The 20,645-nt window shown below is 72.1% G+C and carries 23 protein-coding genes; 8 read left to right on the top strand and 15 right to left on the bottom strand.

The annotated features are described in order from the left end of the window. Positions 1 to 23 precede the first annotated feature (23 nt). Positions 24 to 431, top strand: a complete 408-nt coding sequence (locus OH804_RS33255; protein WP_196919591.1) for an ATP-binding protein — start codon at positions 24 to 26, stop codon at positions 429 to 431. A gap of 22 nt (positions 432 to 453) precedes the next feature. Here OH804_RS33255 and OH804_RS33250 read toward each other — a convergent pair whose 3' ends face one another. Beyond that, positions 454 to 843 (bottom strand): hypothetical protein, encoded by a 390-nt coding sequence (locus OH804_RS33250; RefSeq protein WP_124853891.1) that lies wholly within the window; start codon positions 841 to 843, stop codon positions 454 to 456. A gap of 43 nt (positions 844 to 886) precedes the next feature. Between OH804_RS33250 and OH804_RS33245 the strand changes: the two genes are divergently transcribed. Together OH804_RS33245 and OH804_RS33240 are read left to right on the top strand one after the other, a co-directional pair. Next, positions 887 to 1,837 carry a diacylglycerol kinase family protein gene (locus OH804_RS33245; RefSeq protein ID WP_196919592.1) on the top strand — a complete coding sequence of 317 codons (951 nt, stop codon included), beginning with the start codon at positions 887 to 889 and terminating at the stop codon, positions 1,835 to 1,837. Between the two features lie 449 nt (positions 1,838 to 2,286). Continuing rightward, on the top strand, positions 2,287 to 2,544 hold the full coding sequence (locus tag OH804_RS33240) for a WhiB family transcriptional regulator (RefSeq protein WP_088950012.1): 258 nt from the start codon (positions 2,287 to 2,289) through the stop codon (positions 2,542 to 2,544). Between the two features lie 86 nt (positions 2,545 to 2,630). Here the strand turns inward: OH804_RS33240 and OH804_RS33235 are convergent, their stop codons facing one another. The 5 genes from OH804_RS33235 to OH804_RS33215 all read right to left on the bottom strand — a co-directional run bounded on the left by OH804_RS33235 (position 2,631) and on the right by OH804_RS33215 (position 7,247). After that, positions 2,631 to 3,434, bottom strand: a complete 804-nt coding sequence (locus tag OH804_RS33235; protein WP_406061600.1) for a sirohydrochlorin chelatase — start codon at positions 3,432 to 3,434, stop codon at positions 2,631 to 2,633. Continuing rightward, on the bottom strand, positions 3,416 to 4,177 hold the full coding sequence (locus OH804_RS33230; RefSeq protein WP_406061598.1) for a phosphoadenylyl-sulfate reductase: 762 nt from the start codon (positions 4,175 to 4,177) through the stop codon (positions 3,416 to 3,418). The genes OH804_RS33235 and OH804_RS33230 overlap by 19 nt, the downstream gene beginning before the upstream one ends. Further along, positions 4,174 to 4,335 (bottom strand): hypothetical protein, encoded by a 162-nt coding sequence (locus OH804_RS33225; protein ID WP_165435836.1) that lies wholly within the window; start codon positions 4,333 to 4,335, stop codon positions 4,174 to 4,176. Before OH804_RS33225 ends, OH804_RS33230 begins: the two co-directional genes overlap by 4 nt. Continuing rightward, the gene (locus OH804_RS33220; protein WP_406061595.1) at positions 4,332 to 6,044 is read right to left on the bottom strand and encodes a nitrite/sulfite reductase; all 1,713 of its coding nucleotides are present in this window, start codon (positions 6,042 to 6,044) and stop codon (positions 4,332 to 4,334) included. Before OH804_RS33220 ends, OH804_RS33225 begins: the two co-directional genes overlap by 4 nt. A gap of 291 nt (positions 6,045 to 6,335) precedes the next feature. Then, complete coding sequence (locus OH804_RS33215; RefSeq protein WP_406061593.1) at positions 6,336 to 7,247, bottom strand: ArsR family transcriptional regulator; 912 nt, start codon at positions 7,245 to 7,247, stop codon at positions 6,336 to 6,338. A 62-nt stretch (positions 7,248 to 7,309) separates the two neighbouring features. On the opposite strand from OH804_RS33215, the gene OH804_RS33210 reads away from it, so the two are divergent. Next, positions 7,310 to 8,335, top strand: a complete 1,026-nt coding sequence (locus OH804_RS33210; RefSeq protein WP_406061590.1) for an aldo/keto reductase family protein — start codon at positions 7,310 to 7,312, stop codon at positions 8,333 to 8,335. A gap of 36 nt (positions 8,336 to 8,371) precedes the next feature. Next, entirely contained in the window at positions 8,372 to 9,880 is a 1,509-nt protein-coding gene (locus tag OH804_RS33205; RefSeq protein ID WP_406061588.1) for a glycosyltransferase family 39 protein, read from the top strand. A 151-nt stretch (positions 9,881 to 10,031) separates the two neighbouring features. Here the strand turns inward: OH804_RS33205 and OH804_RS33200 are convergent, their stop codons facing one another. Beyond that, the gene (locus OH804_RS33200; protein WP_196919599.1) at positions 10,032 to 11,624 is read right to left on the bottom strand and encodes a PAS domain-containing sensor histidine kinase; all 1,593 of its coding nucleotides are present in this window, start codon (positions 11,622 to 11,624) and stop codon (positions 10,032 to 10,034) included. Between the two features lie 25 nt (positions 11,625 to 11,649). Then, positions 11,650 to 12,681, bottom strand: a complete 1,032-nt coding sequence (locus OH804_RS33195) for an SIS domain-containing protein (RefSeq protein ID WP_406066764.1) — start codon at positions 12,679 to 12,681, stop codon at positions 11,650 to 11,652. A 189-nt stretch (positions 12,682 to 12,870) separates the two neighbouring features. Between OH804_RS33195 and OH804_RS33190 the strand changes: the two genes are divergently transcribed. Beyond that, positions 12,871 to 14,712 carry a tetratricopeptide repeat protein gene (locus OH804_RS33190; protein ID WP_406061586.1) on the top strand — a complete coding sequence of 614 codons (1,842 nt, stop codon included), beginning with the start codon at positions 12,871 to 12,873 and terminating at the stop codon, positions 14,710 to 14,712. Between the two features lie 30 nt (positions 14,713 to 14,742). On the opposite strand, the gene OH804_RS33185 is transcribed toward OH804_RS33190, so the two are convergent. Further along, positions 14,743 to 16,329: an MDR family MFS transporter gene (locus OH804_RS33185; protein ID WP_196919600.1), complete on the bottom strand. Its 1,587-nt coding sequence runs from the start codon at positions 16,327 to 16,329 to the stop codon at positions 14,743 to 14,745. 111 nt (positions 16,330 to 16,440) lie between these two features. On the opposite strand from OH804_RS33185, the gene OH804_RS33180 reads away from it, so the two are divergent. Then, positions 16,441 to 17,019: a TetR/AcrR family transcriptional regulator gene (locus tag OH804_RS33180; protein ID WP_196919601.1), complete on the top strand. Its 579-nt coding sequence runs from the start codon at positions 16,441 to 16,443 to the stop codon at positions 17,017 to 17,019. Positions 17,020 to 17,041: 22 nt separating this feature from the next. Here the strand turns inward: OH804_RS33180 and OH804_RS33175 are convergent, their stop codons facing one another. Together OH804_RS33175 and OH804_RS33170 are read right to left on the bottom strand one after the other, a co-directional pair. After that, positions 17,042 to 17,551 carry a GNAT family N-acetyltransferase gene (locus tag OH804_RS33175; protein WP_406061583.1) on the bottom strand — a complete coding sequence of 170 codons (510 nt, stop codon included), beginning with the start codon at positions 17,549 to 17,551 and terminating at the stop codon, positions 17,042 to 17,044. Then, positions 17,548 to 17,769 carry a biotin/lipoyl-binding carrier protein gene (locus OH804_RS33170; RefSeq protein WP_196924632.1) on the bottom strand — a complete coding sequence of 74 codons (222 nt, stop codon included), beginning with the start codon at positions 17,767 to 17,769 and terminating at the stop codon, positions 17,548 to 17,550. Before OH804_RS33170 ends, OH804_RS33175 begins: the two co-directional genes overlap by 4 nt. A 110-nt stretch (positions 17,770 to 17,879) precedes the next feature. Between OH804_RS33170 and OH804_RS33165 the strand changes: the two genes are divergently transcribed. Beyond that, a complete protein-coding gene (locus tag OH804_RS33165) occupies positions 17,880 to 18,065 on the top strand; it encodes a 50S ribosomal protein bL37 (protein WP_112624378.1) in 186 nt (61 codons plus the stop codon). A gap of 139 nt (positions 18,066 to 18,204) precedes the next feature. On the opposite strand, the gene rsrA is transcribed toward OH804_RS33165, so the two are convergent. The 4 genes from rsrA to OH804_RS33145 form a co-directional block, all read right to left on the bottom strand. Beyond that, positions 18,205 to 18,492, bottom strand: a complete 288-nt coding sequence (gene rsrA / locus OH804_RS33160) for a mycothiol system anti-sigma-R factor (RefSeq protein WP_030336658.1) — start codon at positions 18,490 to 18,492, stop codon at positions 18,205 to 18,207. 1 nt (position 18,493) lies between these two features. Beyond that, positions 18,494 to 19,318 carry a sigma-70 family RNA polymerase sigma factor gene (locus tag OH804_RS33155; RefSeq protein WP_112583674.1) on the bottom strand — a complete coding sequence of 275 codons (825 nt, stop codon included), beginning with the start codon at positions 19,316 to 19,318 and terminating at the stop codon, positions 18,494 to 18,496. Positions 19,319 to 19,553: 235 nt separating this feature from the next. Further along, positions 19,554 to 20,174, bottom strand: a complete 621-nt coding sequence (locus OH804_RS33150) for an alpha/beta family hydrolase (protein WP_406061579.1) — start codon at positions 20,172 to 20,174, stop codon at positions 19,554 to 19,556. Between the two features lie 51 nt (positions 20,175 to 20,225). Then, positions 20,226 to 20,618 carry a WhiB family transcriptional regulator gene (locus tag OH804_RS33145; RefSeq protein ID WP_091406097.1) on the bottom strand — a complete coding sequence of 131 codons (393 nt, stop codon included), beginning with the start codon at positions 20,616 to 20,618 and terminating at the stop codon, positions 20,226 to 20,228. Positions 20,619 to 20,645: the final 27 nt, after the last annotated feature.

Here is a 20,645-nt window from a genome sequence, read left to right as displayed (position 1 = left end):
GTCCCCGACCGGGGGGATGAGGCGTGACTCAACTGACTGGCCAGCCAGCGACCGACGACGACGTGGTGCACCTCACGGTGCCCGCCGACGGCGGTTACCTCGGCGTGCTTCGTACCGCCACCGCCGGTCTCGCGGCCCGGTTGCAGTTCGCGCTCGACGAGATCGAGGATCTGCGGATCGCTGTCGACGAGGCGTGCGCCATGCTGCTCGCCATCGCCACCCGCGACGCCGAGTTGGAGTGCCGCTTCGCTGTCACCGAGGACGCGCTGACCGTCGAGGTGACAGTGCCGACAGTGCGCGGCGCCACCCTGCCCGGCGAGTCGTCGTTCGCCTGGAAGGTGCTCACCGCGCTGACCACCTCGGCGTCCGCCACGTCCGCCGACGGTCGGGCCACGATCGCGCTGCTCACCCGCCGCTCCGGCGGCTACTGACCGACCCGACGCGCCGGCGCGGTCACTCGAAGCCGAGGGCGCGTGTCGTCGGAGGGCAGATCAGCAGCCAGGCCACGCCCAGGCCGAGCGCCATCAGCGGCACGCCCAGCCAACCCAGCCCAGCCTGGATCATGAACCACCCGATCGGCAGCAGCATCAGCTGAAGCACGATCGCGGGAGCCCGTGCGCCCGCCTGACGGCGCAGCAGCGCGCGGCCCAGGGCCCAGAGCGCCACGGCCGCCCCGATGGCGAACACGGTCACCAGCAACGCCGCCAGCAGGTCGGTACGGGTGGCCGTGAGGTCGGCCCAGACCAGCCAGACGGCGATCAGCCCGACGACGGCCGCCTCCGCCCACAGCAGCCGGACCGCCCAGCGGAGCGTGACGGGGATCGGGTCCGAGTCGATGGTCACGCGCGCCACGATACCCGGGCTGCCGGAAGGTACAGTGCCGCCCATGCGGGCCGTCCTGGTGGTCAATCCGAAGGCCACCACCACCAGCGAACGCAGCCGGGACGTGCTTGTCCGGGCGCTGCGCAGCGAAGTCGATCTCAGCGTGCGCTACACCCGTCGGCGCGGGCACGCCGTGGCGCTGGCCCGGGAGGCAGCCGCGGAGGGGGTCGACCTGGTCGTCACACTGGGTGGCGATGGCACTGTGAACGAGGTGGTGAACGGCCTGATGACGGCCGAACCGCCGACTCGCGCCGGCGATGCCCCGATGGCCGAGCGACTGCCCGCGCTGGCGACCGTCCCCGGTGGCTCGACGAACGTGTTCGCCCGCGCGGTGGGTCTGCCCCGGGAGTGGCCGGAGGCGACCAGCATGATCCTGGAAGGGCTGCGGCTGGGCCGAAGCCGGACGGTGGGGCTGGGCCTCGCCGACGACCGCTACTTCACCTTCTGCGCCGGGTTCGGCCTGGACGCGGCGGTGATCCACCGGGTGGAGCAGGCCCGGCGGAAGGGGCGGGTGTCCACGCCGTCGCTCTACCTGCGTTCGATCATGAACCAGTACTTCCTCGCCTCGGACCGGCGGCACCCGGCGATCGTCCTGGAGCGTCCGGGCGAGCCGGCGGAGGCCGAGCTGGCCACCGTCATCATCCAGAACACGGCGCCCTGGACGTACCTGGGCGACCGTGAGGTCAACCCGAACCCGGCGGCGTCGTTCGATCTCGGGCTTGATGTGCTGGCGTTGCGTCAGCTCCGGGTGGCTAGCACAACACGGACAGTGACGCAGTTCCTGTCCCGGCAACCGAATCCGCGCGGTCGGCAGGTGTTACGACTCCATGACACGGCGGAGTTCACGCTGGTCTCCAGCCGTCCGCAGGCGTTCCAGCTGGACGGGGACTATCTCGGCGAGCGGGAGAAAGTCAGATTCACCTCCGTTCCCGCCGCACTGAGAGTAATCTGCTAGGTCTCGGGTACTGCCCTTGGTCGACACGGTGGCCACAACCGATCGACCTGGTCGCCGCCACACCGAGGGGCAGGTGCCGGAAATGTCAGCAATGTCACGCGGACTGTACTATATTGATCCTCGACTGTGGCACGGCGGGTAACCAGGAAAGCACTGGAACCCGGACAAATGGGTTGTGGGCTTGCTCACCGCCCGGAGTTTTTCCGAGCGTCACCCTTGACATCGCGACTGTTCGTGAAAGTATTCACAAGCGGACTTGAGTTACCGGGACATTGCCTGGATATGCTCGTCAGGTTGAGCTGTTCCAGCAGGTCCCCGGCGCTGAACGCCTGCTCACGCACTGCCGAATGGACGGACGCTAACTGTCACCATCGGCACTGCGGATGCATATAGGAAAAGCACGACATGCAATTGTTCGCCACCCATCCAGAATGAGGAGTGTTGCCGCCATGGACTGGCGTCACCATAGTGTCTGCCGCGACGAGGACCCAGAGCTGTTCTTCCCGATCGGGACGTCTGGACCGGCTCTGCTGCAGGTCGAGCAGGCCAAGGCCGTCTGCAGGCGCTGCTCCGTGACCGACCAGTGCCTTCAGTGGGCACTCGAGTCTGGTCAGGACGCCGGCGTCTGGGGCGGAATGAGCGAGGAGGAGCGGCGTGCCGTCAAGCGGCGCGGCGGTCTCCGGGTGCTGCGCGCTCACTCCGCCTGATCCCCAACACACAGCTGTACGCCCCGGTGGGTTCGCCCACCGGGGCGTTCTGCTGTCCGGCACCGGATGACCCGTGCCGGCACGGGTCAGCCCGTAGACGCCAGCACGGGCCGGTCGTCGACCCGACGCAGCACCAACTCGACCAACTCCGGTGCGTCGGTCAGCGGCGCGGCGACAGCCACCGCACCCGCCGCCCGGGCCGCCTCGGTCACCGCGTCGTGGAACAGCCCCGGCGCCAGGAAGTACGCGGCCACCGCGACCCGGCGCGCGCCGGACACCCGTAGCCGCGACACCGCCACGCCGGCCGCCGGTGGAGCCGCCGAGGCGTACGCCACCCGGCAGGGCACCCCGAACTCCACGCCGAGGGCGTCAGCCACCCGGCCCACCGAGCGGCGTGCCCTGGCGTCCCGGGTGCCCGCCGCGGCCAGCACCAACGCGTCGAAGCGGCCCGGACGCGTCTCACCCAGCCGACGGCACAGCCCGGCCAGCAGCCTGGGATCGGGCGTGTCGTCCGCCGGCCCGAGCACATCGGTCACCCGTACCGCCAGCGGCGGCCCGGACCGCGCCGCTGCGGCGACCGCCGCCGGAATGTCCACCCGATTGTGGTACGCGGCGGTCAGCAGCAGCGGCACCAGCACCGCCCGGCGATGACCGGCCACGGCCAGGTCGCGCAGCACCTCGGTGGGCCCCGGCTCGGTGTGGTCCAGCCAGCTCGCCCACACCGGTGTGCCCGGCCGGGCCGCCGACACCGCCCGAGCCAGCGCCCGGGTGGCATCGGCCGCCCGTGGGTCACGGCTGCCGTGCGCGACCAGCACCACCGGGTCCGCCCCGCCGGCCGCGCCGGGGCCGGTCAGGGTCGTCGCCGGGGAGGTCAGACGTGCAGCCCGCACTCGGTCTTCTCGAACATGGCCCACCGGCCGGCCCGCGCGTCCTCGCCGGCCTTGGTACGGCGGGTGCACGGCCAGCAGCCGATCGACCCGTAACCCTGCTTGAACAGCTCGTTGACCGGCACGTTGAAGCGGGCGATGTAGGCGTCCACATCCTTCTGCGACCAGGCCGCGATCGGGTTGACCTTGACCTTGCCGCGGCGCGCGTCGAAGGTCACCACGGGCGTGTTGGCCCGGCTCGGCGACTCGTCCCGACGCAGACCGGCGGCCCAGGCGTCGTACCCGGTCAGCGCCCGCTCCAGCGGCTCCACCTTGCGCAGCTGGCAGCAGTCGTCCGGCGACTTGTTGAACAGCCGGGGACCGTACTGGCCGTCCTGCTGGCCGACGGTCAGCCGGGGCCGGATCGACCGGACGTTCACCGGCAGCGTCCGGGCTACCTCGTCGCGTACCCGCAGCGTCTCGGGGAAGTGCAGGCCGGTGTCGAGGAAGACCACGTCCACCCCGGGGGCCACCCGGGACACCAGGTGCGCCAGCACGGCGTCGGCCATCGAGCTGGTCACGCAGAACCGGTCACCGAAGGTCTGCGCCGCCCAGCGGGCGATCTCCAGTGCCGGGGCGCCCTCCAGGTCCCGAGCGGCCCGCTCGGCCAGGGCCCGCAGCTCGTCCGGGTCGCGCCGGGCCGGGTCGGCCGGCGTCGAGCCGCCCGGACCCACCAGGCGCAGGCTCGCGGCCGAGACGAGACTCATGAGGTCACCGCCCGACTCAGCAACCCGGTGAACTTCACCGAGAAGACCCGGGTGCAGGCGTGGCACTCCCACGCGCCGTGCCCCGCCTCGTGCGGCCGCAGGTCCTCCTCGCCGCAGTAGGGGCAGTACAGAGGTGCCGCTCGGTTCTCGCTGCTCACCGCAGTTCCTCCTCGTCGACTCTGATCACCCAGTTGGCGAACGTCTCGCCCTCGCTCCGACCGGCCAGGTAGCGACGGGCCAGCCGTTCCACGTACTCCGGAAGCTCCTCGGCGGTGGTCTTCAGGCCGCGCAGCTTGCGGCCGAAACCGGCGGTCTGCCCCTGGGCCATGCCCAGCCCGCCGCCCAGGTGCACCTGGAAACCCTCGACCTGCCGACCGTCCGGACCGACCACCAGTTGACCCTTGAGGCCGATGTCGGCCACCTGGGTGCGCGCGCACGCGTTCGGGCAGCCGTTGATGTGGATCGAGATGTCCGCGTCGAAGTCGCGCAGCCGCTGCTCCAGCCGGGCCACCAGCTCCTCGCCGCGGGCCTTCGTCTCGACGATGGCGAGCTTGCAGTACTCGATGCCGGTGCACGCCATAGTGCCGCGCCGCCAGGCCGACGGCCGGGCCTCCAGACCGATCCCGCGCAGCGCGTCGACAAGCGACTCCGTCCGCTCCGACGGCACGTCGAGCACCAGCAGCTTCTGGTACGGGGTGAGCCGCACCCGGTCGCTGCCGTGCGCCTCGACCACGTCGGCCAACTGGCTGAGCTGTGCGCCGGAGACCCGCCCGACCACCGGGGCGGCGCCCACGTAGTGCCGCCCATCGGACTGCTCGTGCACACCCACGTGGTCGACCGGCTTCGACGGCAGGATCGGCGCCGGGCCGTCGAGCAGCGTACGACCGAGGTAGTCCTTCTCCAGGACCTCGCGGAAGCGCTCCACGCCCCAGTCGGCCACCAGGAACTTCAACCGGGCCCGGTTGCGCAGTCGGCGGTAGCCGTAGTCGCGGAAGATCCCGACCACCCCGGCCCACACGTCCGGCACCTCGGCCAGCGGCACCCAGACGCCGAGCCGCTTGGCGAGCATCGGGTTGGTGGAGAGACCCCCGCCGACCCACACGTCAAAGCCGGGCCCGTGCTCGGGGTGGTCGACACCGAGGAAGGCGATGTCGTTCGACTCGTACGGGGTGTCCACCAGCCAGGAGATCGACGTCTTGAACTTGCGGGGCAGGTTGGAGAACTGCTTGTCGCCGACGTACCGGGAGACGATCTCGTCGATCGCCGGTGTCGGGTCGAGCAGCTCGTCGCGGGCCACCCCGGCGACCGGGCTGCCCAGCACGATCCGCGGGCAGTCGCCGCACGCCTCGGTGGTCTGCAGGCCGACCGACTCCAGCCGGCGCCAGATCTCCGGCATGTCCTCGACCCGGATCCAGTGGTACTGGATGTTCTGCCGATCGGTGATGTCGGCGGTGTCCCGCGCGAACTCCCGGGAGATGTCCGCGATCACCCGCAGCTGGGCCAGGCTGAGCTGGCCGCCGTCGATGCGGACCCGGAGCATGAAGAACTCGTCCTCCAGCTCGTGCGGCTCCAGCACGGCGGTGCGCCCGCCGTCGATGCCCGCCTTGCGCTGGGTGTAGAGGCCCCACCAGCGGAACCGGCCCCGCAGGTCCTGCGGGTCGATGGAGGCGAAGCCCCGGTGGGCGTAGATGTTCTCGATGCGAGCCCGGACGTTGAGCGGGTCGTCGTCCTTCTTGATCCGCTCGTTGGGGTTGAGCGGCTCGCGGTGGCCGAGCGCCCACTGACCCTCACCCCGTGGCCGGCGCGGTGCTCGGGTCGGGCGAGCCGTCGGGTCCTCGGAACGGGCCGGGATGCTGCTGACCGCCATCGCGGCGTCCTCCGTTGTCTGCTGTGCCTCGGGATACGCGGGGCGCGGCGGCCGGCCCGGCGAAGCGGGCGGGACAACGGTGTCTGAGACAGCCGGCGCGGAGCGCGCCCGAGACAGATTGGTCGGGCGTCGTCAGTAGGCCGGACAGATCGCGCTGCGCACGCGGCCGTAATCGACGTGGCGACGTGCCACGAAGCGGCGGACGACTGCGGCGGTCATGGGCCCATGCTGCCACACCCCGAGGGGGCCGGCCAATGTCCACGTGCTGGATCCCACATCACGGGCCGGGGGTCAGCCGACCAGCTGGTCACCAAGGATAGTTCGGGCATAACGCACCACCCGCCCCTGTCGTACGCCGGCGACCAGGCCGTTGTCCCTCAGCGTGGTGAGGTGATGCGACGCCGTCGCCGGTGCGAGACCCAGCATCGCTGCCAACTCGCCGGTGCTCAGCGGCGAGTCGAGCAGGCAGAGCGCCTCCGCTCGGGTGCCGCCGAGCAGTGCGCCGAGCGCCGCGCTGGGCGGCGGCGAATCCCACAGCCCGCCCAGCCCGGTCGGCGGATAGCAGAGGGCGGGCCCGGCGTCGCCCTCCATGATCGCGTGCACCGTCGGCCCGGAGAACGAGGTGGGCAGCAGCGTCCACGGGCGTCCGTCCAGGCCGGGCGGGCGGGTCGTGCCGACGGCGACCCGCAGCGCCGCGCCGTCCCACCGGATCAACGGGTGCACGTCGCGAAGCAGAGTGCGCCCGCCCTGCTCGGCGGCGAGCAGCGTCCGACGCCGGATGTCGGCCAGCGCGAGCGCCCGCAGCCGGGGCCAGTCCGGTGCGATCAGCACTGTGAAGTACCTGTGGAGTTGCGCGACCAATTCGTCCGGGGCCAGCCGGGGTGCGCCGGCCCGCTCGAGTTGCCGGCGCATCCGGGACGGGTCGGTGCCGGCGACCGCCCGCAGCTCGGCGGCCAGGTTCGGTGCCACTCCGATCGGGGTGAGGAAGTCCGGCACGTAACCGTTGGACGACCTGAGCACCGCCAACAGCGGTTCCAGGCCGGCATCCGGCAGCAGCCGCTCCGCGCGTTGCCGCCACGGACGGTGCATCCAGTACTTCTCCGGCTTGCGTAACGCCCAGGAGCTGGCCACCAGCTCGGCCAGGGGCGAGTGCACGAACCGCACCCGGCTCAGGTCGTCGGGCGAGAACCGAACCTCGATCACCCACGGATTCGACCACGCTCGAACGGTTCGGCGACAGCGCCCGGCGGCCCGACGATTCTCGGATGGAGTACAGGCAACTGGGCCGGTCGGGCCTGCGCGTCAGCGCGGTCGCGTACGGCAACTGGGTCACCCACGGCAACCAGCTCGACGACGACGCGGCGGCCGCGTGCGTGAAGGCCGCCCTGGATGCGGGCATCACCACATTCGACACCGCCGACCGGTACGCCCAGGGGCGGGCCGAGGAGGCGTTGGGCAAGGCGCTGAGCGGCGTCCGGCGCAGCTCGATCGAGCTGTGCACGAAGGTGTGCCTGCCGGTCGGACCGGGAGCCAACGACGCCGGGCTGTCCCGCAAGCACATCATCGAGGGCTGTCACGCCTCGCTGAGCCGGCTGGGCACCGACTACCTCGACCTCTATCAGGCGCACCGGTACGACGACAGCGTGCCGCTGGAGGAGACGATGCTCGCCTTCGCCGACCTGGTCCGCCAGGGCAAGGTGCTCTACGTCGGCGCCTCCGAGTGGACCGCCCCGCAGCTGCGCGCGGGCCTGCGGCTCGCCGCCGAGCTGCGCATCCCGTTCATCGCCAACCAGCCGCAGTACTCCATGCTCTGGCGGGTCGTGGAGGCCGAGGTGTCGCCCGCCTGCGCCGACCTCGGCCTGGGCCAGCTCGCCTGGTCGCCGCTCGCGATGGGCGTGCTGACCGGTCGGTACGAGCCGGGCCGACGTCCGCCCGCCGGCTCGCGGGCCACCGACGGTTTCGGTGGCTCGTTCATCGCCCGCTACTCCTCCGATCTGCTGCTCTCCCGGGTACGCCAGCTCCGACCGGTCGCCGAGGCCGCCGGCTGCACGATGGCCCAGTTGGCGGTGGCGTGGGTGCTGCGCCGGCCGACGGTGGCGGGCGCGATCGTCGGCGCGTCCCGGCCCGAGCAGCTCGCCGAGACGGCCAGGGCCGCCACGGTACGGCTCGACGACGAGCTGATGGCCCGGATCGACGCCGTGCTCGACGAACTGGTGGAGCGTGATCCGGCGAAGACCGCCCGCCCGAACGACGTGATGCCCGCCTGGCGGCCACCACCTGCGGCCGGCTGACGCCCGCGCAGGGGGTGGCCGTGGCAGGCTCGGACCGTGGGGCAATTGTCCGAGAGGTCGGCCGGGGCGGCGTGGGAGCACCTGCGCCGCCTGCCGGTCTGGCTCCCCCCGGCACTGGTGACAGTGGCGGTGACAGTGACCGGGCTGGGCTCCGCCCAGCTCTGGCGCGACGAGCTGGCGACGTGGAGCGCGGCCACCCGGTCGCCCGGCGACCTGGTCCGGCTGGCCGGCACCATCGACGCCGCCACCGGGCCGTACTACCTGCTGATGCATGGCTGGACCAGTGTCGTCGGCGACTCCACGATCGCCCTGCGCGTGCCGGCGGTGCTGGCGATGACAGTGGCCGCCGGGCTGCTCGCCGTGCTCGGGGCACGGCTCGTCGACAGGCGCGGCGGCCTCTTCGCCGGGCTGCTGTTCGCGGTGCTCCCCGGCACCTCCCGCTACGGGCAGGAGGCTCGCCCGTACGCGCTGGCCACCATGCTCGCCGTGCTCGCCACACTGCTGCTGGTGACCGCGCTACGTCGACCGAGCTGGGCCCGTTGGGCCGGTTACGCCGTCGCCGTCGCCGCCCTCGGGCTCATCCACCTGATCGCGCTCACACTGCTCGCCGCCCACGCGCTGGTCGTCCTCATCGCCTGGTGGCGCGGCCCGACCGCGGCCGGCGTCACCACCCCGGCGCACCTCGACGCCGAACGGGACCGGCGGGTGTGGCGGTGGCTGGTCTCCGTGGTGCCGGTCGCGCTGCTGGCCGGGCCGCTGCTGGTCAAGGCCCGGACCCAGCAGTCGCGGCAGTTGAACTGGGTCCACCTGGCCCGACTGGACGACCTCACCGCACTGCCCGGCGGCGTCACCCAGAGCAGTGTGGTCGGTGGACTGCTGGTCGGGGTCGCGGCGCTGGGCACGGCCCGGCTCGGGCGACGCGCCCTGCTGCCGGTCGGCGCGGTGCTGCTGCCCGTACTGCTGCTCTTCGCCGCCGGCACTGTCGTACCGCTGTGGGTGCCCCGGTACCTGGTCTTCGTGGTGCCCTTCGCGTGCCTGCTGGCGGGCGCGGCGCTGGCCGCCGTGGCCGCACCGGCCGCGCTCGTCGTGGTGGTGCTGGCCGGGCTGCTCGGCCTACCCGACCAGGCCGCGCTGCGACGGACCCACGAGTGGCCGCGCAGCGCGCCGGTGGACTACGCGGGGGCGGCGCGGGTTATCGCCGACGGTCAACGCCCGGGGGATGCTGTGGTCTACTCGCCCCGGCACAGCTGGCTCTTCCTCGACCTCGGCATCGAATACCACCTCGGCGACCCTCCCCGGGACGTGCTGGTGACCGAGGACGAGGTCCGTCGCGGCGACCTGTGGGCCGCCGAGTGCCCCGAGCCGGCCCAGTGCCTCGCCGGTACGACACGGGTGTGGTTGGTCGTCGCCGGCCGGCACGCCGAGCCGCTGGCCGCTGTGTCCGGCGCCAAGGGCGACGCGCTGCGCACGCAGTTCACCGTCACCCAGGTCTGGCCGCGCCCCGGCCTGACCGTTGCCCTGCTGACCAGCCGTCCCGGCCGCTGACCGGTCCGTCCATGGGCAGGCCGGCGGTCCGCGCACCTCGTTGAGCGTGATGCCGGTGAGTCATCAAGATGACTCACCGGCATCACGCTCATCCAGACATCCGCTCCCGACGCGGACCCGCCCGAGCGGGAGCCGGAAGCAGGGCGGCGGCTCAGGGCTGCGAGCGGCCGTCGTGGGCGTTGCGGGCCAGCGGGACGACCAACACTGCCTCGGTGCCACCGTTGGCGCCGGCGCGCAGTTCGATGGTGCCGCGCAGCTCCCCGGTGATCAGGGCTCGGACGATCTGGAGGCCGAGCCGGCTGCCGCGTTCGGCGTCGAAGTCCGGGGGGAGGCCACGCCCGTTGTCGGTCACCGAGACGTGCAGCATCTTGCGGAACCGGTGTGCCGAGACCACCACCTCGGGTCGCAGCGACGGGTCGACCTCGGGAGCGGCGACCGGCACCATGCCGGAGGCCGCGGGTACGGGAACCTCTTCCGCCTCGTCGGCTGGCGGGAAGCCGTGCTCGACGGCGTTGAGCAGCAACTCGTTGAGGACCATCACCAGCGAGGTGGCGATCTCCGCCGGCAGTACGCCGAAGCTGCCGCGCCGCCGCATGCCGACGCTCACCTCGGTCGCCGCGACCTCGGTCGCCGCGCTGGCCACCCGGTCGACGATGCCGTCGAACTCCACCGCCTCGTCACTGGACATGGAGAGCGTCTCGTGCACCAGGGCGATCGAGGCGACCCGACGGACGGATTCCTCCAGCGCGACCCGGGCCTCCGGCATGGACACCCGGCGGGCCTGCAACCGCAGCAGCGCGGCGACGGTCTGGAGGTTGTTCTTCACCCGGTGGTGGATCTCCCGAATGGTGGCGTCCTTGGTGATCAGCGCCCGGTCCCGGCGGCGGACCTCGGTGATGTCCCGGACCAGCACCAGCGCTCCGATCGGCACCCCGGCCGGCATCAGCGGCAGCGCCCGGGTGAGCATCGTGGCACCTCGTGCGTCGATCTCCCGGCGGGGCGGCGCCTCACCGCGCAGCGCCGCCAGGATCCCGTTCGAGGCCTCGGTGCCGTCCAGCGGATCACCGGCCAGCCGGCGGTGCAGCGCGGCCAGGTCCTCCCCCACCAGGTGCGAGGCGTAGCCCAGCCGGCGGTACGCGGACTGCGCGTTCGGGCTGGCGTAGGTGACCTTCCCGCCGGCGTCGAGCCGGACCAGGCCGTCACCGACCCGGGGGGCCGAGGTGGTCTCGCCCGGATGCCTCGGCGGCGGGAAGGTGCCGTCCGCGATCATCTGCGCCAGGTCGTCGGCGGTGGTGAGGTAGTTGAGCTCCAGCTGGCTGGGCGTACGCGCGGTGGAGAGGTTGGTGTCCCGCCCCACCACGGCGATCACCTCGCCGGCCTCCCCCTCGGCGGTACGCAGCCGGACCGGGATCGCCTCGTGCCGGGCCGGCACGTCGCCGTACCAGACCGGGTCGCCCTCGCGCCAGATCCGACCCTGGGAGTACGCCACCCCCAGATGGGCCACCTCCGGCCCGCCCACGATCCGGCCCACCTGGTCGTCCTGGTACGCGGTCGGCGCGGTGGTCGGACGGACCTGGGCAACGCAGAGGAACGTGCCCTCGGCGTCGACCGGAACCCAGAGCAGCAGGTCGGCGAAGGACAGATCGGAGAGCAGTTGCCAGTCGCCGGCGATCCGGTGCAGGTGGTCGATGTCGGCCGGACGGAGATGGGTGTGCTCCTCGGCGAGGTCGCGCAGCGTGGACACGGTGACCAGGGTGCCACGCCGCGCCTCACATCGTCGCGGTGACCTTCTTCAACCCGCGCGGCGCGTCCGGGTCCTCGCCCCGGGTGAGCGCCAGGGCCAGCGCCAACCGCTGCATCGGCAGGATGTCCAACAGCGGGGCGTACCGCTCGTCGACCTCGGGAACGGCCAGCCGGGTGGCGCCCGGCACGTCGGCGGAGCCGACCACCACCACGTCGGCGCGGCGTTCGCCGAGGCGGGGCAGCACCTCACCCATCGACCGGCCACCGGGGCCGGAGCCGACAACGGCGAGCACCGGAACCTCCGGGTCGGTCATCGCGAGCGGGCCGTGCAGCAGGTCGGCGCCGGAGAAGGCGAGCGCCGGCAGGTACGAGGTCTCCATCAGCTTCAGCGCGGCCTCCCGGGCGGTCGGGTAGGCGTACCCCCGGCCGGTGGTGACCAGCTGACGGGCGAACCGGTAGCGCGGGGCGAGCTGGGCCGGGGTGCCGTCGGTCAGGGTCCGGGCGGCCAGCTCGGGCAGGGCGTCGAGCGCCTCCCGTTCGGCCTTCGGGAGCACGCCGTCGCCGGCCCGGATCCCCTCCACCAGCATCAGCAGGGCGAGCAGTTCGGCGGTGTACGTCTTGGTGGCGGCGACCGCCCGCTCGTGCCCGGCGGCGATGTCGACGCTCAACTCGGCCACGTCGACCAGCGGCGAGTCGGGGGCGTTCGTCACCGCGAGGGTCAGCGCCCCGGAGGCGCGGGCGGCGCGCAGCACCTCGGCCAGGTCGGGCGAGCCGCCGCTCTGGCTGACCCCGACGACCAGCGCGTCGGACAGGTCGGGGCGGGCACCGAACAGGGTGACGACGCTGGGCGAGGCGAGCCCGGCGGGCAGGCCGAGCCGGATCTCGGTCAGGTAGGCCCCGTAGAGGGCCGCGTGATCGGAGGTGCCTCGCGCGGTGAAGACCACGTGCCGTGGCCGACGTTCGGCGATGACCGCCGCCACCCGGGCGATCTCGGCGGCGTTGGCAGCGGAGAGCAGGCGCGCGTAGCCGGCCGGCTGCTCCTCGATGTCGGCGGCCATTCCGGCCCCTGCACGTGTCACGGAAACCCCTCCCCCTGCGCGGTTGCCGCGCGATTCTTGCTCAGTCTTGCACTTTTGAGCGTATCTCAGCAATCGAACGAGCAGGACTGCGCAGGTGATCACCAGTTGATCTCAATATCAACTAAGCTTTACCCGCTGTACCCGGTCTACCTGCCACGAGAGGACGACGTGCCCGAGGGAACGGACGATCCCGCGCTCTCCGCGACGGAGGAGCTGGCGCTGGCCCGGCTGGCACTCGACGAGGGCGACCTGCACCACGCCGCAGGCCACCTCGCCGGCGCGTTGGCCCGGGCACCCACCCTCCCCGAGGTGCACGAGACGCTGGCCCGGCTCGCCGCGACGGGCGGCGGCGGCCTCGACCTCTTCCCGATCAACCACCACACCTTCGTCGGTGCGGTGGTCGCCCGCGCCCACCTCCTCGCCACCGCCGGCCGCCCCGCCGAAGGCCTGGAGCTGCTGGCCGCCGCGACGTCGTACTCCCCCGGCACCGAGTGGGCCGGCGTGCCCTGGGTCACCGCGCCCGAGCTGGCCGAACGACTGGACCCGGAGCACATCGCCCGCGTCCTCATGCAGGTCTGCGCCGCGCTGCCCGACCCGGTGCCGCGGATCGGCCGGGCCCCGCTGACCCCGTACCTCACGCTCGCCCGCAACGCGGCCACCGTGCACCCCGACCACGGCCTGCTGCTGGGCGCGGCGTCCGCGCTGGCCCGGCGCCTCGGCGAGGTCGAGCTGGCGGTCCGCTGGGCTACCCGAGGGGTACGCGCACAGCCCTCGAAGATGGGCGAGGTGTGGCTCGGGTACGCGTACCGCAGCTCGGGCCGGACCCGTGACGGCCTGGCGGCCCTCGGTCGGGCCGTCGAGCTGGACCCCGACGACCTGGCGATCTACGCGGACATCGCCGGCACGCTGGCCGAGATCGGCCGGCTGGACGAGGCGTTGGAGTGGACCGAGCGGGCGCTGGCGCGCGATCCGTCGTTCGACTGCGCGGTACACACCGCCCACCGCCTGCGGCACCTGCGCGACGGTGACCTCGCCCACCTGGTCGCGCTCGCCGATTTCGTGCGGGACCACCCGGACGACAGCCACGAGCACGGCGACCTGGCCCAGTGCTGCCGAGGCAGGCCCTGGCTCGGCCAACTCACCCCGGCCGGCGGGCCCCTCGTCGACGCGATGCGTCAGGCGGTGGCCGATGACGACAACGGTCTCGGCGGTGCCGTACGCCTACCCGCCGCCGCCCCGCCGAGCGCGGTCGGCACGGCGATCTCCACCGCCCCCGGGCTGCGGATCGAGGTCGTCGGCACGCCGGAGCCCGACCCGCGCGAGCCCCGGCGGGAGTCCGCTCAGCGGTTGTGGCACTACGCGGACGCGGTCCCCACGCCCGCGGTGGCGGCGCCCTCGGCGACTGCTGTCGAACGGATCGGGCAGATCGCCCACCCGGCGTGGGCGCACCCACCGGCGGCGTACGACGCGGCGGTGGGCCTGGCCGGCCTCGACCTGGGCGACCTGCTCGGCCTGCTGGTCCACCCACCGGCGGCGCCGGCCAACGCGGTGGGTCGGCTGCTGGCCGCCCACGATCCGTCGGTCTGGGTCCGTGGGGTGCAGGTGTGGGCCTGTCTGGGGCTGCTGCACCATCGCACCGACGAGCCGTGGGAGGGCTCGACCCGACGCCGGGTGCTGCTCGATCTGATCTGGGGCGTCGAGGACTGGGTCACCGAGGCGGCGCTGTTCGCCCTGGTCACCGCCGCCTGGGTGGACCCGTCGGTGCGGCCCGACGTGGCCCGGGTGGTGGCGGAGCGGCTGGCCGACGCGGCAGCCGTGGCGCGGAGCCGACCGGTCCCGATCGCCGCTTCGCTGGCCCATCTGGCACTCGCCGCCCCGCAGTTGGATCCGGCGACGGCGGCACTGGCCACCGAACTGCTGGCCACCCACTCCCCCCGACTTCCCCGCCCCCGCAACCCCCTGCGCCGACTCTGGCAACGGCTGAGCAGGGGAGCGCCGCGCCGACCGTGACGGTCGACGCGGCGCTGTGTCGCTGTGGGGTCAGGCGACCGGGGCCTTGCCGAGGGCGACCTCGGCGTCCTCCTCCGGGGTGGCCTGCGGCGGTGCCTCGTTCGCGGTGCGCAGCGGGATCTCCTTGATGAACCAGGCGAGCACCGGGATCACGATGGTGAACAGCACCGCCCAGAGGAAGACGTGCGAGATGGCGTCGGAGAGACCGCCGAGCACCGCCTCGCGCGCCTGGGCGGGCAGTTCCTTGAGCTTCTCCAGGTCCATCCCGGCGCCGGCCTCGCCGCCACCGAAGGCCCGACCGCCCTCCGAGCTGGCCAGCCGGTTGGCGAAGATCGCGCCGAACAGCGAGATGCCGAACGAGCCGCCGATCGACCGGAAGAAGGTGGCCGCGCCGCTGGCGGCGCCCAGGTCCTTCTGCTCCACGCTGTTCTGCGCGATCAGCATCGACGTCTGCATGAGGAAGCCCATGCCGACACCGAGCACGACCATGTAGATCGAGGACATCAGCTTGCTGGTGTCGGTGTCGAGCATGGACAGCAGCGCCATGCCCGCGGTCATCACCACGCCACCGATGATCGGGTACGCCCGGTACCTGCCGTTGCGGGTGATCGCCCGGCCGATGACCAGCGAGACGACGAGCATGCCGAACATCAGCGGCAGCAACAGCAGACCACTGTTCGTCGCCGACGCCCCCTGCACGGTCTGCTGGTAGAGCGGCAGGAAGTTCATCGCGCCGAACATCGCGAAGCCGAGCAGGAAGCCGACCACCGAGATCAGCGCGAAGTTGCGGTTGGCGAAGAGCGCCAGCGGCAGGATCGGTTCCTGGACCCGGCGTTCCACCAGGCCGAACGCCACCAACGCGACGACGGCCAGCACGGCCAGGCCGAGGATCTGCGCCGACGTCCAGTCGTACTCGTTGCCACCCCAGGTGGTGATGAGCACGATCGCGGTGATGCCGACCGAGAGCAGCCCGGCGCCGAGCCAGTCGATCCGGTGCTCGGTGCGGTACTTCGGCAGGTGCATGGTGGTGATCAGCACGAGCAGCGCGACACCGCCCAGCGGCAGGTTCACGTAGAACGCCCAGCGCCAGGAGAGGTGGTCGGTGATGAAGCCACCGGCCAGCGGGCCGGCGACCATGGCGATGGCCATGATGCCAGCGATCATGCCCTGGTAGCGCCCGCGCTCGCGGGGCGGGACCAGGTCACCGATGATCGCCATCACGCCCACCATGAGGCCGCCGGCGCCGAGGCCCTGCACGGCCCGGAAGGCGATGAGCTGGACCATGCCGTCCTCTGGGCCGCCGAGCATCCCGGAGCCGGCCATGCCACAGAGGGCGGAGCCGACCAGGAAGACGACGACCGAGGTCAGGAAGACCGACTTGCGGCCGTAGAGGTCACCGAGCTTGCCCCAGATCGGGGTCGAGACGGTGGTGCCCAGGACGTACGCGGTGACCACCCAGGTGAAGTGGTTGAGCCCGCCGAACTCGCCGACGATCCGCGGTAACGCGGTGCTGACGATCATATTGTCGAGCATCGCGAGCATCATCGCGATCATCAGCCCGAACAGCACGACCCGGATGTTGTTGGGTCGTGTGCCGGCCTGGGTTGCCTGAGTCATGGGTAAGCTCCCCCCGAAGATTGCCGTACTTACTTGCCGCCCGGCTAGTCACCTTACTAGCCGCACGGTAAGTTGGGTACGAGCAACGGTCAAGCCATTTGGAGGGCGTGCGTGAGCGAGAGCACAGGCGGCGGAACGCGGGAACGGATCAAGGCCGTCGCGCTCGAACTCTTCACCGAGCAGGGGTACGAGAAGACCTCGCTCCGGGAAATCGCCGAGCGCCTCAACGTGACCAAGGCCGCGCTCTACTACCACTTCAAGAGCAAGGACGACATCGTCGCCAGCTTCGTCGAAGACCGGCTGGAGGGGATGGACGCACTGATCGCCTGGGCCGCCACCCAGCCCGCGACCCTGGCCACCCGGCGCGAGCTGATCTCCCGGTACGCCGACACCATGTTCGACGGCACTCAGCCGTCGGTGATGCGTTTCTTCGAGCAGAACCAGACAGCGCTCAAGAGCCTCTCCTCGGGGCAGAAGATGCGCGGTCGGATGTTGGAGCTGGCCGACGCGCTCTGCCGGGGCGACAACTCCCCCGCCGCCCAACTGCGCGCCGCGCTGTCAATCTTCGCGGTGCACACCAGCTGGTTCGCGGTCCGCGCGCCGCACATCAGCGACGACGAACGCCGCAAGCTCGCCCTGGAGGTCGCCGACGAGCTGCTGGCCGCCATCGGCACGCAGCCCGACGCCTGACCCGGGCTCGTCGGTCGGCGGCTCAGCCGCGCGTGAGCTCCAGCCGCAGGCCGAGTAGGTCCACGCCCGGCGCCGGTGACCAGTCCTTCTCGGGCGAACGGACGAACCCGCGCCGCGAGTAGAGCCGGTGCGCCGGATCGGCCATCCCGGCCCGGACGCAGATCACCACCGCCGTGCAACCCAACTCGGTCGCCCTGTCGACACACGCCTCGACCAACACGGCACCGACCCCCCGCCCCTGAGCGCCCGGGTCGACAGCGAGCATCCGGAACTCCGCCTCGCCGGGCCCGGACAACTCGGCGAACGGGGTGCCCGGCAGCACGAACGTGACCGAGCCGAGCACCGCCCCGGTCACCTCGTCGACAGCGACCAGCACCTCGCCGCTGGCGGCTCGGGTCGACACGTCGGCCAACACCTCGCCGTACCCGTGCTCGCCCTTGAGCTGGCCATCTGCCTCGTACGCGGCCACTGTCAGCCGGGCCACCGCCGGGAAGTCGGCCGGCTCGGCCGAACGGACCCGCAACCCGGTCAAGCGATCACCGCGATCAGGTCACCGTCCTGCACGACGTCGCCCTCGTTGACGACAAGCTGCTGGAGCACACCGTCGGACTCGGCGATGACCGGGATCTCCATCTTCATCGACTCGAGAATCACCAGGGTGTCACCCTCGGCCACCGTGTCACCCGCCGTGGCGACGACCTTCCAGACGTTGGCCACCATCTCGGCGCGGATCTCCTCGGCCATGTCCAGGCCCTCCCTCTTCGCGACGTGCCTGCCGATGTATCCAATCATGCGTCGACCGGTGGTGGGCGCGCAGCGGCACAGCCGGGATGGCAGGCCCGCCCTGGGGAAGGCGGCGGGTGTCGACCGCACTACCATCAGCGGGTCGGACCCGACGCCGGACCGCCGGTGGCCGCATCCGCGCCGAGGTCGTGCGCAGGACGGATCCGACCCATCACGAGGAGGTCAGCATGGCGAAGAAGTCCCGCAAGAAGAAGGCTCGTAAGAAGAACGCCGCGAACCACGGCAAGCGTCCCAACTCCTGAACGGGTCGACGGGCCGGTTGCCCGTCGCCGCTCAGCTCGACCCGGCCGAGGCCGGGTACACCGGTGGCCCGGGTCGACATCGACCCGGGCCACCGGTCTTGCCAGCTCGTGCCGACGCTCCGTCGGCCAGCTCAGACGCTCAGTCGGCCAGCTCACGGGAGTCGCTGGTCTCGAAGACCACCAGCTCCGTGAGCTTGACCCGCAGCCGCTCGCGCAGCTCGTCCGGCGCGGTCTCGTTGCCACAGCAACGCGCCACCAGCGCCCGCACCTCCTGCTCCAGCCCGTACTCGCGCAGGCAGGGCCCGCACTCGTCCAGGTGGTGCCGGATCAGCGAGCGGCGCTCGTCGGCGCACTCCAGATCCAGGTAGAGGTAAACCTCCGCGAGCACCTCGCGGCAGTCCGTCTCGTGCGGCTCCCCACAGCTCACGTCACACCTCCCGGCCGGCAGCGGCGGTCGAGCCCTTCGCCGAGCGGGCAGCGCTGAAGCCCCGCTCCCCCGCGTAGCGCTCGAGCAGCTTGCGCAGATTACGACGGCCCCGGTGCAGACGCGACATCACGGTGCCGATCGGCGTGCCCATGATGTCCGCGACCTCCTTGTAGGAGAAGCCCTCGACATCGGTGAGGTAGACGGCCAGGCGGAACTCCTCCGGCAACTGCTGGAGGGCCTCCTTGACGTCACTGTCCGGCAGCCGGTCCAGTGCCTCCGTCTCGGCGGAGCGCAACCCGCTGGAGGTGTGCGACTCGGCCTCGGCGAGCTGCCAGTCGGTGATCTCTTCGGTGGGCGCCTGGATCGGCTGGCGCTGCCGCTTGCGGTAGGAGTTGATGTAGGTGTTGGTCAGGATCCGGTAGAGCCAGGCCTTCAGGTTCGTGCCCTGCTCGAACTGGTGGAAGGCCGCGTACGCCTTCAGGTACGTCTCCTGGACCAGGTCCTCGGCATCCGCCGGGTTGCGTGTCATCCGCAGCCCAGCAGCGTAGAGCTGATCGACGAATGGCATCGCGTCCCGCTCGAATCGGGCCCTGCGCTCGTCCGTCTTCTCGGTGGTCAACCGCACATCCCCTCGCGTCGGATGCTTTCCCGCCGAGGATACGCGCACGGACCTGCCCGCAGATTCACTTCCGGCCGGTGTGCCCGTGCTCACCGCACCCACCCCGCCCGGTCCCGCCGTCGCGGGCCACTCCGGGCCATCCAGCAGCCGCTTCAGCTGCCGGGCGTCCCGCTCGTCCCGTTCCAGGCTTCGTGTCTCGGTTGGCACCGGTCACCCCCCTCGCAGAAAAGTCGTCCGGGGGTAGTAACGCGAGATGACCACTGGGGCATTCCGGCCGTCCCTCCCGTTCCTGGTCCCGGCCCCGACGGCGGCCGGCGCTGGGACCAGGAAGGGCCTGGGAGGACTGGTGTCACCGGCCCCGATCGGGCCGGCGGCACCATCGGATGCAACGACCAGTGCCCGGCGCCGGAAACGGTCGCCCCGGCGAGCCGGCCGCGACGGGTCAGTCGGCCGCCGCCCAGCCCTGGGCGGACAGCCAGTCGCGCACGGCGGCGGCGGTGCCGGCCGGATCGCGGCGCAGATCGTGCGTCTCACCGGGACGGCTCACCACCTGCACGCCCGGCCCCGGCTCCGGCGTCCCGAACGGGTCGCGGTCGCCGTTGACGACCAACGTCGGGAGGCCGGTGCCCAGTTCGGCGGCCCGCGAGCGTTCCGGCCGGCCGGGCGGGTGCAGCGGAAAGGCCAGTGCGACGACGCCCGCCGCGCCCACCGCACGCGCCGTCCGGCAGGCCACCCGTGCACCACTGGAACGCCCACCGACCACCACTGTCGGCACGTCGGCGTGCCGCTCACGCAGCACGGCGAGCACCGCCGCCCAGGCCTCGTCGAGGTGACCCGCCGGCGCCGGCGCGCGTCGACCGGCGACCCGGTAGGGCTGGGTCACCCGGACAACCGCCAGGCCGGCCGCGACCGACGCGTCCCGGACCGCGAGCAGGTCGGGCGCGTCGACGCTGCCGCCCGCACCGTGCCCGAGGACGAGCAGGGCGGTGGCCGGACGGACCGGCAGGTCGGTGTCGAGCCGCGCCGGACCGCGCCGGGTGTCGATCTCGTAGCTGGGTGGCACCGGCCTATTCTGCGCCGCCGGACGGGCGACGGGTGCGAACCGGGCCGCCGATCAGCTCAGCGGGACCAGGGCGAGCAGGCGATCGCGCACCGGCGGGCCGGCGTCGTCGATGGCGTCCGGGTCGGGCTCGACCTCGCCACGCCAGGCGACCAGCATCGCCCGTCGCTCCCGCGGTGTGGTGCCGCCCCACACGCCGTGGCAGTCACCGACGTCGAGGGCCCAGGCCAGGCAGGATCCCTGTACGTCACAACTGCGGCACAGCGCGACGGCGGCGTCCGCCGGCTCGTTCGGTGCCGGAAAGAACGTCTCCGGATCGACGCTCTGGCAGGTTCCTCTGGTGCGCCAGGCGTCGTCCTGGCGCCGTTCCCGCACGGCCCGCAGCAGTCGCGGATCTCGCCGCGCCGCCGCCACCTCGTGCGGGCGCGGCATACGTGCCCGTGTCATCCACCCACCTCCCCCGTGGGACCGGCA

This window comes from Micromonospora sp. NBC_00860 (assembly GCF_045207375.1).
Taxonomy (GTDB): Bacteria; Actinomycetota; Actinomycetes; order Mycobacteriales; family Micromonosporaceae; genus Micromonospora; species Micromonospora vinacea.
This window is presented reverse-complemented; position numbering and strand designations above follow the sequence as displayed.

Bases quoted from the DNA above. Each gene is read 5' to 3' on its own strand.
- OH804_RS33220 (WP_406061595.1), bottom strand. From the start codon at position 6,044: ATGGCGGTCAGCAGCATCCCGGCCCGTTCCGAGGACCCGACGGCTCGC.
- OH804_RS33195 (WP_406066764.1), bottom strand. From the start codon at position 12,681: ATGGCCGCCGACATCGAGGAGCAGCCGGCCGGCTACGCGCGCCTGCTC.
- OH804_RS33230 (WP_406061598.1), bottom strand. From the start codon at position 4,177: ATGAGTCTCGTCTCGGCCGCGAGCCTGCGCCTGGTGGGTCCGGGCGGC.
- OH804_RS33240 (WP_088950012.1), top strand. From the start codon at position 2,287: ATGGACTGGCGTCACCATAGTGTCTGCCGCGACGAGGACCCAGAGCTG.
- OH804_RS33185 (WP_196919600.1), bottom strand. From the start codon at position 16,329: ATGACTCAGGCAACCCAGGCCGGCACACGACCCAACAACATCCGGGTC.
- OH804_RS33245 (WP_196919592.1), top strand. From the start codon at position 887: ATGCGGGCCGTCCTGGTGGTCAATCCGAAGGCCACCACCACCAGCGAA.
- OH804_RS33210 (WP_406061590.1), top strand. From the start codon at position 7,310: ATGGAGTACAGGCAACTGGGCCGGTCGGGCCTGCGCGTCAGCGCGGTC.
- OH804_RS33145 (WP_091406097.1), bottom strand. From the start codon at position 20,618: ATGACACGGGCACGTATGCCGCGCCCGCACGAGGTGGCGGCGGCGCGG.